Source organism: Polynucleobacter sp. 30F-ANTBAC (genome assembly GCF_018882385.1).
Classification (GTDB): Bacteria; Pseudomonadota; Gammaproteobacteria; order Burkholderiales; family Burkholderiaceae; genus Polynucleobacter.
Map to the genome: position 1 here is coordinate 387,299 of NZ_JACVON010000001.1, position 11,978 is coordinate 399,276.

The 11,978-nt window shown below is 45.0% G+C and carries 8 protein-coding genes, 1 other RNA gene and 1 pseudogene; 2 read left to right on the forward strand and 8 right to left on the reverse strand.

What is annotated here, in order from left to right; genetic code table 11:
• Positions 1–2: 2 nt before the first annotated feature.
• The 6 genes and pseudogenes from ICN28_RS01590 to dnaX form a co-directional block, all read right to left on the reverse strand.
• On the reverse strand, positions 3–803 hold the full coding sequence (locus tag ICN28_RS01590; RefSeq protein WP_216285738.1) for a peptidoglycan DD-metalloendopeptidase family protein: 801 nt from the start codon (positions 801–803) through the stop codon (positions 3–5).
• Between the two features lie 24 nt (positions 804–827).
• Positions 828–1,460, reverse strand: a pseudogene (locus ICN28_RS01595) (protein-L-isoaspartate(D-aspartate) O-methyltransferase); the annotation flags it as partial.
• A 56-nt stretch (positions 1,461–1,516) separates the two neighbouring features.
• The gene (gene surE / locus ICN28_RS01600) at positions 1,517–2,299 is read right to left on the reverse strand and encodes a 5'/3'-nucleotidase SurE (protein ID WP_216285740.1); all 783 of its coding nucleotides are present in this window, start codon (positions 2,297–2,299) and stop codon (positions 1,517–1,519) included.
• Positions 2,300–2,481: 182 nt separating this feature from the next.
• Positions 2,482–3,108: a recombination mediator RecR gene (gene recR / locus ICN28_RS01605; protein WP_216285741.1), complete on the reverse strand. Its 627-nt coding sequence runs from the start codon at positions 3,106–3,108 to the stop codon at positions 2,482–2,484.
• A gap of 54 nt (positions 3,109–3,162) precedes the next feature.
• The gene (locus tag ICN28_RS01610) at positions 3,163–3,486 is read right to left on the reverse strand and encodes a YbaB/EbfC family nucleoid-associated protein (RefSeq protein ID WP_216285742.1); all 324 of its coding nucleotides are present in this window, start codon (positions 3,484–3,486) and stop codon (positions 3,163–3,165) included.
• Between the two features lie 21 nt (positions 3,487–3,507).
• Positions 3,508–5,202 carry a DNA polymerase III subunit gamma/tau gene (gene dnaX / locus ICN28_RS01615; RefSeq protein ID WP_216285743.1) on the reverse strand — a complete coding sequence of 565 codons (1,695 nt, stop codon included), beginning with the start codon at positions 5,200–5,202 and terminating at the stop codon, positions 3,508–3,510.
• 39 nt (positions 5,203–5,241) lie between these two features.
• On the opposite strand from dnaX, the gene ffs reads away from it, so the two are divergent.
• An RNA gene (gene ffs, locus ICN28_RS01620) (signal recognition particle sRNA small type) lies at positions 5,242–5,339 on the forward strand.
• A 61-nt stretch (positions 5,340–5,400) separates the two neighbouring features.
• Here ffs and ICN28_RS01625 read toward each other — a convergent pair.
• Complete coding sequence (locus ICN28_RS01625; RefSeq protein ID WP_216285744.1) at positions 5,401–8,757, reverse strand: exodeoxyribonuclease V subunit beta; 3,357 nt, start codon at positions 8,755–8,757, stop codon at positions 5,401–5,403.
• A complete protein-coding gene (locus ICN28_RS01630; RefSeq protein WP_216285746.1) occupies positions 8,754–11,531 on the reverse strand; it encodes a PD-(D/E)XK nuclease family protein in 2,778 nt (925 codons plus the stop codon). Before ICN28_RS01630 ends, ICN28_RS01625 begins: the two co-directional genes overlap by 4 nt.
• A gap of 114 nt (positions 11,532–11,645) precedes the next feature.
• Between ICN28_RS01630 and trxA the strand changes: the two genes are divergently transcribed.
• Positions 11,646–11,972 (forward strand): thioredoxin TrxA, encoded by a 327-nt coding sequence (gene trxA / locus ICN28_RS01635; protein ID WP_216285748.1) that lies wholly within the window; start codon positions 11,646–11,648, stop codon positions 11,970–11,972.
• Positions 11,973–11,978: the final 6 nt, after the last annotated feature.

The window sequence follows — 11,978 nt, forward strand, 5'->3', positions numbered from 1 at the left end:
GATTAGGGGAGATAAGCACTTGGATCAACTGGTTTGCCATTCTTACGAAGCTCAAAATGCAGCTTCACTCGATCTGAATCGGTATTGCCCATTTCTGCAATTTTTTGGGCCTTCTTCACAACATCACCCTCTTTCACTAATAGGGTTTTGTTATGAGCGTAAGCTGTTAAATAAGTATTGTCATGCTTAACAATAACCAAATTACCATAACCTCTTAAGCTGTTGCCGGCGTAAACCACTTTGCCATCTGCAGCTGATTGAACAGAATCACCAGATTTACCAGCAATTCCAATACCTTTATTTTTACCCTCGTCAAAACGCTCAATCACCTCACCCTTAGATGGCCATGACAAACGAATTCCCGTATCGGTTGCCAAACTTTGTTTCGGCTTCTCTTGACTTAACTTTTCCTGAGATAGATTTTCTTGCTTCAGCTTGTCTTGTTGAGCTGTATTAAGAGTCTTTTTATCAGCAGGCTTTTCTTGTTTGACCTCAGCCTTACTCACCATTGATCTTGAACCTTTAGGTGACTCAATACGGATTACCTGCCCCACCTCAATCACATTAGGATCAGAAATGTTATTCCAATCTGCTAGCTCACGATGCGACTGGCCATGATCAAGAGCAATTCTTAATAAGGTATCGCCACGTTTGATGCGATAGTAGCCCGGAGCTACTGGATCATAGCTAGAACCACTAGTGCGATCTACAACGGGTGCTGGACCTAAACGTGTACCACAACCGTAATGGCTAACCGAGAGTGCTATTAATAGTGCTGAAAGGCTGATGCGAGTTAAATTCATAAGGTAATTATAGTAATAATTACCTTATACAGTACCGGATTGGAGAGGGACAAAGAAAACCTCCTCCAAAACAGTTCTCTGATATCTCTGAGAACTGACCCGCTCAACAACTACCAATTGTTGCTCTTCTTCATTTCTTGCAACTGGCGCTACCAATCTACCGCCAATAGCTAACTGGTCAAGCAATGGGTCAGGAATGCCCAAGCCCGCAGCGGCAAGAATAATGCCATCAAAAGGTGCTGCTTGAGGTAAACCGCGAATCCCATCCCCATAAATCAATCGTAAGTTGGGAATTCGGAAGGGGCGTAATTTTGCTCGAGCCTGATCGTGTAACGGACGGATTCTCTCAATCGAATAAACCTCGCTAGCCACCAAACTCAATACGGCAGCTTGATAGCCGCAGCCTGTGCCAATTTCCAGAACCTTACCTAATTCTTTTTTGGGCTTAAAGAGTAGCTCAACCATTCTGGCAACAACCGATGGTTTGGATATGGTTTGCTGATGACCAATTGGTAAGGCCGAGTCTTCATAGGCTCGCGCATCCAATGCATGATCAATGAAAGCATGACGAGGGACCGTTGCAATCGCTTCAAGCACTTTGGAATGACGCACACCGCTAGCTGCTACTTTTTCTGCTAGCTGCAATCGCGCTTTTTCGTATCCAGGATCTTTCTTATGCACCAAAAACCTAACTATTGACTGATGTTGATAATTTAATCTTTATTCCAATTGGACATCTTCATTTGCTCACGCATTGCCAAATGAGATAAGTCTAGCTGCAAAGGAGTAATTGATACCTGCCCATTTTGTATCGCATGGAAGTCTGTTCCTTCAGTTGCATCCTTAGCAATCCCCGGAGGACCAATCCAATAAATGGGTTCACCACGCGGGTTATTTTGCATGATCACATTTTGCGAGTGATGGCGATTACCCAAACGCGTCACACGCCAAGACTGAAGTTCGCTGTATGAGCGGTTCGGAATATTGACATTGAGCAGAGTTGGCTTGGCACCAGGCTTTAAATCACCATCCACTGGATGGTTGATTTGCTGAAGCACGATATCCCTAGCGATTAAAGCAGCATCTTCGAGCCCTACCCAACCCTTATCCACTTGAGAAAAAGCAATCGCTGGAATCCCAAACATCACACCCTCAATCGCAGCAGCAACAGTTCCGGAGTAAAGAACATCTTCACCCATGTTTTCACCTTGATTGATACCTGAGACCACGATATCGGGCTTTGACTCAAGCAAGCCGGTTAATGCAATATGAACGCAATCCGTGGGCGTGCCATTAATGTAAATAAAACCATCTCGCTCACCACCGTTGACACGATTTACCGTAAGAGGTCTTGAAAGGGTTAATGAATTCGAAGCACCACTATGGTTTTGCTCTGGACCAATCACTGTGACCTTGCCCAATGAGCGAAGCGCATTAACCAGCGCCAGTAAACCCGGAGCCAAATAACCGTCGTCGTTTGCAACTAGTATGTGCATGAAGTGGTATCCATTTATAAGTGAGTTGCAGTAGTGAGTATGGCGAAAGATTGATGGGCTGCTACTGCTTTGGGTTTTTCCTTAAATAGTTCTACGCTACCAAAAGAGAAATAACCCGCCAAAAAGAGTGCCAAGCCAATCAAAAAATGCTTTAACCAGGAGAAATTCATCTAACTATCCAGTTAACTAACGGAGCGGCGATCCATCATCGCTCTTGCTAACGTGCTGGCATCCACGTATTCCAATTCACCGCCAACAGGAACACCTCGAGCAATACGCGATACCTTAATGCCTCGCACTTTCATCATTTCACCAATGTAATGGGCGGTGGCTTCGCCTTCACTTGTGAAATTGGTCGCCAACACAACCTCTCTAACCGGCTCTTTGCTTTGCTCAACACGCTGTATAAGTCGATCCAAATGAATTTCATTAGGCCCCAAACCATCTAAGGGCGACAAACGTCCCATCAAGACAAAATATAAACCGCGATAGGTTAAAGTCTGCTCCACCATCAATTGGTCTGCAGGCGTTTCAACCACACACAAAATACCTGCATCACGGCGATCATCCGAGCAGGTCTTGCACAGATCCAACTCTGAAAAGGTATTGCAAGACGTACAGTGCTGAATATGATTCACAGCATCTAACAAGCTCTGCCCTAAAACTGCCGCACCGTTGCGGTCATGCTGCAAAAGATGAAATGCCATTCTTTGCGCAGACTTAGGCCCCACTCCCGGAAGTGCTCTTAATGCTTGAACCATTCTTTGGAGCGCATCCTGAGATGAATCAACTGGGACGTTTTCTGACATGCGTTATCTTTATTTTTTCGTTTTAATTGATCGGGTGAACTCTTGAATGAAATCTTAGAACGGCAACTTAAATCCAGGAGGCATTGGCATACCTGCTGTCGCACCTGACATTTTTTGACTAGCTGTTTCTTCTGCTTGACGGAAAGCGTCAGCATAAGCAGTGACCAAGAGGTCTTCTAAAGTCTCACGGTCATCCATGACGGCATCAGATATCTCAACGCGTTTTACAGCATGCTTACCTGTCATCGTAACTTTGACCGCACCAGCCGCTGCTGAACCAACCACTTCCAATGCCTCTAATTCAGCTTGAGCACGCTTCATGTTCTCTTGCATTTGCTGAGCTTGCTTCATTAAGCCAGCGATATTACCTTTCATCATGACAGATTTCCTTTAATGAAATTATTGAATGGGGCGAATGCTACCGGGTACTACCGTAGCACCAAATTCTGCTTGAATTGTTTTAACAAAATCATCATTAGCTACTGAATGCTCAGCATCCTCTTGCTTCTCTTGTTTAACTTTAGCCTCGACTGCAGCAATCGACTGACTGGCTTTGCCAGTTTCAGTCAAAATTTTGATCGTTTGACCCAGGTAATTAGATAAAGCTTCTTGCAAGCGATTCACGTTTTCAACACTTGCTAGCTGAGGCATCCCAACGAGAACTTGAGCTCGGATACCTGATGGCGTTTCTTCCCACTTTTGCAACTCGGTTTGAAAAGCCAATTGCTGAACCAAACCACGCACGGGTAAAGCCTTCATCCATGACTGCCAATCCGGGTCGCTTGAATCAATCACTACGTTAGCTCTTGCTGGCGGCGATACAGGGGTTGGTGCGGGCATTGAAGCTGCAGAGCTTGCTGCAGGTGGTACAGGAGCTGAGACAGGAGCTGCTACCGCAGGTCTTGCTGCCATCGTCGCAGCTTTTGCTGCTGCCGGGCCACTAAGTTGTGATCCTGATTTTGCTGGGCCAGCCGATCGAGGTGACCCTGAACCATCTCCCGGTTTAAAGGCCAACATTCTAAGAAGAGCCATCGTGAAGCCCGTTTGCTCATCAGGAGCTAAGGATAAGTCAGGCCTACTGGTAATAGCGATTTGGTAATACAACTGCACTTCTTCTTTATTAAACAAAGAAGCCAAGCGTCTCACTTCAGCAGCCTCTGGCCAATCATCTAAAACGGCTGACGGAACAGTTTGAGCTAAAGCTATTTTTTGCAACAGCGAGGCCAGATCCTGCAAAGCCAAAGAAAATGAGAGACTCTTAATGGCCATCTCGTCTGCAATAGCGACCAATGAGGCGCCATCTTTAGCCTGAAGGGCATTTAATGCACCAATTAAATAGGCTTCATCCAAGGTTCCCAACATGGCTCGAACAGCACTTTCGCTGACAGGGCCTGCTGCATAAGCAATCGCCTGATCAGTTAAAGATAAAGCATCGCGCATTGAACCTTGAGCCGCTTTCGCCAAAATACGCAAAGCACCCATGTCATAGGTCACTGTTTCAGCATCCAATACTTTTTGCAAATGTTCCACAATAGAAGGAACTGGCATTTGTTTTAAATTGAACTGCAAACAGCGCGACAAGACCGTTACGGGAATTTTTTGAGGGTCTGTGGTTGCCAGAATAAATTTAATATGCGGTGGTGGCTCTTCTAATGTCTTGAGCATTGCGTTAAATGCATGCCCCGTCAACATATGAACCTCGTCAATCATGTAGACCTTGAAACGGGCACTACTTGGAGCGTACATCGCTTTCTCCAAAAGCTGAGCCATATCATCAACACCTCGGTTACTGGCGGCATCCATTTCAATATAGTCAACGTAACGACCCGCATCAATTTCAGTGCAAGCAGGACATTTCCCGCAAGGTTGAGATGTCATTTGACCTTGACCATCAGCACCTGTGCAATTGAGTGCTTTTGCCAAGATTCGGGAGATCGTTGTTTTACCAACCCCTCTCGTTCCAGTAAAGAGCCAGGCATGGTGCAAGCGTTGTTGATCCAATGCATGCGTCAAGGCTTTGACCACGTGTTCTTGGCCAACTAGGGTTGAAAAATCTCTCGGGCGCCACTTTCGGGCTAAGGCTAAAGCTGTCATATTGTCATTCTACAAGTAGATGGCGGTAGAATGTCATTGGACGGGCCTCCTCGCATGGTGGCTTGGTAATCTGGTCAGGTCGGGAACGAAGCAGCCAAAGCCAAGTACTGCCAGTGCCGGGGGTCGGGCTCGTCCACCTCCCCCCTCTGTTTTTGAGCATTATTTTAGGCAAAATTAATTGTCCGATAAGGCTAAAATTCACTCGATTAACTCCAAAACCTCGCCTTTAGCACTGATCAAGTAGCTTTTTATAGGTTTATCAGATCTCAAAGTCCTTACCGCAGCTTTATAAATAGACAATTGTTTTTGATATTTTTTAAAAAGATCCGTATCTGACTCTGGAATAGTTAACTTATAGTCAAGAATCAAGAGCTCGTTTGGATACTCAACCAAACCATCTATTCTGAGCAAACGACCTTCGGAGTCAGCAATATCTAACTCCGACCAACGCTTCAAAATACGAGAATCAAAAAAGAACGGCTCAGTGGCGGGCGATTGCAAGATGGTTAAAGCACAAGCTCGCGCTTCAACAGCCAGGGGTTTTGGCAAATTAAGCCAAGACATTAAGGCCTCAGCGCTTGGTAACTGATCTACATGCGTTAACGATAACCGGGTGACATGCTCCATCACCAAGTGAAAAGCCACACCTAGATCAATCATTTGCTGATCCTGGCTTAAAACAACATCCTCAGCAAATAGAGGTGATCTTGCTTGTCCGTGCCAACTCACTACAAAATCTTTGAATGCCTGATCATTTTTTTGATCGGGCACCTGGATCGCTGCCTGAGAAGAAGATGCTTCTAACTCAGGAATCCCCGCGCGTGATAAACGGCCATACCAACTCGACTCACTGATAACTTGATTAGCTTTGGCTGCAACCCCGCTGATATAGACCGACTCTTTAGCCCTCGTGAGCGCCACATAAAGAAGGTTCCAATTTTCAATTTCAGCAATGGCATCCTCTTGATCTCTTAAATGTTGGCGCGCTAAATCACGAGGCTTGCCAGAGAAAAAAGGCGACATGTGGCTAGGCGCCGGCTGATCAGGCAACCAGCTCATCAAAACGCCCACATGATCTTGATTACTTCTGGCACTGTTGGCATTCATTAAGAAAACAAATCTGGCTTCAAGACCTTTTGCAGCATGAATCGTAAGAATGCGGACTTGTTTAGAGTTTGAATCCACATCATCTTCACGATCCTCCTCCAACAATGACTCACCCTCATCAGGGCTTTCCTCTTCTGCCCCTCGCTTAATCTTTTTCAGTTCACCAATAAAACGAGTCAAGCTTGGATATCGACCGCCATCCAAATCCAAGGCAAGCCCCAAAAACGCATCCAGATTCGATAGGACTTGTTCTCGCTGCAATCGAGGTGCAGACTCGACATAACAACGCCTGATCTGAGCAGCATCGTAAATATGGTCTAAAAGATCATGAACTGGCAGATGCTTGGATTTCTCCATCCAGCCAGCCATTTGGCGCTCTATCGAATGATGAGGTGAATTCTCCGATTGCAATAACTGCCAGAGAGAGTCCATATTATTTTGACGTCGCTCTTGAACAAGCTGCATCAGATCTGTATCACTTAAGCCATAGATAGGTGACTTTAAAACTTGAGCCAACGATAAGTCATCTGTTGGCATCACCAAGACCGAGAGCAAGGCAATTAAATCTTCAGCCTCTAAAGTCTTTAAAAGACCGCCTTGCCTAGGGCTATCACAAGGAATACCCAACTCTCTAAATGCTTTTTCTATTGAAGCTAGAGGGGTACGAGACCTCAATAAAACAAGAAACTCGTTCCATGGAACTTGTTTTTTCTGCTGGATACTTACAATTAACCGCCCCACTTCAAGCGCTTCTTGGTAACTCTGAATTTGCCTAGCCTCAGAACTAAAATCGATGTAGGCATCATCAAGAGCATTTCTTGAGCTTGATTTTTTAATTTCCGGATAAGGAATTAAAGGCAGTCGATAGGCCTCACCCTCCCCCCATTCGTTTTTCACCGAAGGGCTCCTGGTTTGGGACTCGAATGGGTAAGCCTTTGGTAACTCTGCCAAACTAAAAGTTTGATTCACAGCATGAAGAACCGCAGGACTGTTGCGTCGCGTTTCGTTATGTAAAAAAACCTTTGCGCCAAAATGATTAACTAAATACTTTTGAGCTTCTTCAAATAAGCGAACATCGGCGCGCCTAAATCGATAAATCGACTGCTTGGGATCACCCACCAAAAAAACAGAGGGTTTTGAGTCATCCTGATCATAAGCGTTCAACCATGAGAGCAGAATTTGCCACTGAATAGGATTCGTATCCTGAAACTCATCAATTAATAAATGTTTGTATTTAGCATCTAATCTCGCCTGCAGGTAAGCAGCTGTATCGGTCGACAGCATCAACTGAGCGGTATAAGACTCTAAGTCCGAGAAATCTTGCGCTCGAAGAGCTTCCTTTTTGGTTTGGTAATGCCTCAGAATGTCTGCACCAACAAGTACCCATGCCTGGTGAATACGATGGGCCCGATGATCGGCTTGCCATTGAAAGTGCCCTAACAAAACTTCTGCCCAAGCCAAACGTGACTCATTGAATTGAGTTATTAAATTTTCACCATTCGCCTGTTTTTTTAAGACCTTTTGCAACTCGGCAGAAGCAGGAAGCTTTTTAAGCAATTCCAACTCAGCCGTTAAAAAGGCAGGCCTTAAAATCTCAGCCAGTAAATTGATAGTGGCAGATTGAGTCCGAACAACCAATGCCTCATTTAACAATCGCGCATGTTTTTGATCGGTGGCGGTACCGCTCTCAAGTAGGCTAGCTATTTTTTCTAAGCTTTGCACTGATTCAGGCGTGTCCATAGCCGTTTTTAGCGGGCTTTCTTTATCTAGCAAATTCGATAAATCTGAAATCGCACTGAGAACATCACGCTGAGCTTGCTTAGCACCATCGATGTATCTAAACCATTCGGATTTAGCACTTAAAAAACCTTTGCGCCCAACCAATAATTCATTGGCATGATGTGCACCTAATTCACGAATTAACAACTCGTATGCCTCTCTTAAATGCCTTTTATCTGGCTGAGGCAACGTAGTCCACCAATCCTCCAGGCAGTCATCTTGCAAGCGCTTCAAATCATCGCGAAGCTTTAAGCCCTGAGGCACACCGCTGCCAACTGGCGCAGATCCTAATAAGCGAGCAAACCATCCGTGAAATGTGTCAATTGTTAAACCGCGGGGGCTTGATAAAACTTTCTCAAATAATCCTCTAGCGACTGGAATTGCCTCTTGTGCTTCTTCCTGAGTTAAACCTCTTTGCATTAACTCGTCTAACAAAATATTTTCTTCACATTTGGCAAAATGCAATAAAACCTCATCCAAACGGCCGCGCATTTCTTGCGCTGCTTTTCTGGTGAAGGTGATTGCCAAAATCTCATGCGGCTCACTTCCAGACAAGAGTAAGCGAACCATTCTGGAAACCAATAACCAAGTTTTACCGCTACCAGCACACGCTTTCACCACAACCGATTGGCCTGGATGACAGGAGGCATGGATCAATTCTTGGCTCATGACCACATCCCTTTTCTACATAAGCCCCGAACTTGGCAGTACTGACAAACGCTGTCTGGGCCAGTGGCTTTTAGAACCTCACCACCCCAAACTTTTTCAATATCAGAAATGATTTGCGCCGGCAATGCCACCATATGACTCTCAATATCATCAACAGACAATTCAATGTCAGACTCTTTAATCGAAACCCAAGATGCCTGATGGACTGTATCCCTATTGATGAAGGGTTGCCCATCCAAAGCCTTGGCATAAATAACCAATTGAGGGTCATCTTCAAGATTCTTTTGCTTCTTTTTAATAGAAGCCTCAGAGGAGTATTTGTAATCAATAACAGCGACCCCTTGCTCGGGATGGCGATCTATGCGATCAACTTGACCAAATACCTGAAGCGGTCCAAATTGTGTTTCCAAATCAAACTCAACGGAAACTTCACCGTCAAAAAATTGCCATCCATCGGCTTCGCGCTTTAACTGCCATTCAATCCATTGAGGAATTTGAAGCTCCCACTGAACCCAAGCCGCTAGCCATCGACCATCTGCATCGAGCAAAGGTTGAAAGTGTTTCAATGAAATGCTTTTAAGAAGTTCTTCAAGATGCTTTTTCTTGGTCACTAAATCACCTTGAAATGGCTTTGTTTTTAAGCCTTGATAAAAACTTTTAAGCGCCGCGTGCAGCGTCTGCCCCACCAAACTAAGATCCACCTCTGAATCCAATTGAGCTTGTTCTCGAAGCCCTAATATTCTGGTTGCGTAGTAGCGATACGGGCACTCTCTTAGCGCTTTGTATGCGCTTGGACTAATCCGCTGAGGTCTTTCATAATCAGAAGCCAATGAGGGCATTGGCGCCCGCACCACTTTCTCTTCAAAATGAACCGGCTCTATTCTGCTATTTTGGTGAAGTAATTCAGGCGACCTCATATAAAGCCTCTGTAACCACGGAGATGGTTGTCTTGGCTCACCTGCAGCACCCTTTGATTGCCAAATCATTGTCCAAGCATCATGAGTTGTCATAACTTGTGACAAGTCCATCGCTTGCTGTGAGAACTCAGCTTCGATTGTTTTACATCCAATTATTTTTTTAAGTGCCGCGGATAAAAACATCGGGCTTTCAGAAAGCGAAGGCAATTGGCTGTCATCACAACCCACCATCACCCATGCATCAAAATGCCTCAATCTCGTGGCACTTAGGGGCAAAATCGTCACGCTTGCATGCCCCCTAGGAGAGACTTCGATATAACTGGCATCTTCAATCATCGAAGCCAGAAGCGATAACCACTCATTCAAACGAAGTCCTTCGCCCTCGACCGCGCGCATGGGCTCCAATGCAACCAGCAGTTGCTGACCGGCTACATCTGCATTCAACAAAGAGCTCATTGCCAAAGCATCCATGTCGGCGAGTAAGTGCTCAAGCCATAAATAACAAGCCTGAGGCTTAGACTGCCATTTTTGAGACATGCTCCGCAACTTATGCAATAAAGCTATGGCAGCATCAAAGCTAAACCCATCACTTTGACGTTCAAGTGCCAACTGCATTCCTGACCAACCGCCTTGAACACCTGATTGAATCAATCGTTGCTCTATACCTTGGATCAAACGAGGAATATCTTCATCCTGAAGTTGCCATTGAGACCAATCAATGTAGGGGTTTTTTAAAAACTCTAAAAAAATAAGTGATGTCGGTCCAAGGGTTGGCTGTCTAATGACATCCACCCATGACATGAGTGCAGAAGCCGCTCTCGTTGTTGATAATTTCCACCCTGTTTCATCATGGATCGAAACCCCAGAGCCTAATCTAGCTAAAAGTGCTCTGATTCTTCTTGCAACCAAACGATCTTGCGCAATCAGCGCTATGTGAGATCGACCGACTTTTAAATACTCTTGAATTGCATGAGCCCCGGACCATGCGGTATCTTCAAAAGAGGGAGATTTAATGACTTGTCGATTGCTTGACTCTAAGCTTAATAAGAACTGCGTCTGATTGAGTGGAGCAAGCTCTTGCGCTCCCTCCTCCATACATTCTGGCCACAAACCAACCTTTTGGTAATCGATGATGCAATGATGAACAGAGCTCTGCGTAGCATAAGCAGACATAAAGCTCTCAAATGCTCGCTCAAAGCCCGGTGAACCTTTGGCGGTCTCTATAAAGATAAGCGGTGCCTGAGCGCTTTTCTTAGCAAAATCCGCTCTCCAGCCTAAAGCTTGTCGTTGACGAGCCACAGGATCCCGAACCGTTGCTAAGTTCTCCCAAAATGTCAGAAGAATCTTGGTTTCAACATCCACAGCAACCCGAGATGCCCCTTGATAAACCATATTGATCGCTTCAGTGAGCGCTTTTTCAGGATCCACACCGTCAATACCCAAGCTCGCCTCTGAAATCAGATCACAAGCCTGGATTAAATTTTTTGAGAGTGCCCATTTAGACGCTTCACTTGCATCCGTTAAGAGGGCTCGGAGTTGCGGCCGAGAGGAAAGTGTTTGATAGACATCCATCCAGCGAGCTAAATCAGTTTTGACGGGCTCTTGATCCAGCAGCCCAGGGGTTTCTTTTAACCACTGAGTTAGACCTAGTACTCTTGGCAAGAAAACCAAATCTGGGGCTAAGCCCTGTGGTCGGCATTTCTCAAGCGCAGTTCTTAGCCCATAAGCAGGTCCGGATGTACTCAAAACCACAATCGGACTAACCTTTTCATCGATGGTAATTTTCCAGATAAGCTCCGCCAAGTCTTCAATAGACCGGTTATTAGGGCTTAAAAAGTGGTGTTTGAGAGAAGACATTGATCCAAGAGTATGCACAAGTAGGCGCTTGTTGATAATATATTGCTTGTAACTGATTAATTATCCAAAATAATCATAACTAAAAATATTAAGACATATCACCAAAGGACTTTTATGAGCGACGCGATTAAATATGTAACTGATGCATCTTTTGACCAAGATGTTTTGAAATCTGACAAGCCAGTCCTTTTAGACTTTTGGGCTGAATGGTGCGGTCCTTGCAAAATGATTGGTCCTATTCTTGAAGAAGTTGCTAAAGACTATGGTGACAAAGTTCAAATCGCAAAGATGAATGTTGATGAAAATCAAGGAGTTCCTGCACAGTTTGGCATTCGCGGCATTCCAACATTGATCCTCTTTAAAAATGGCACAGTTGCTGCACAAAAAGTTGGCGCCCTTTCAAAGTCTCAATTGACAGCATTCTTAGATAGCCATATCTAAATCGTA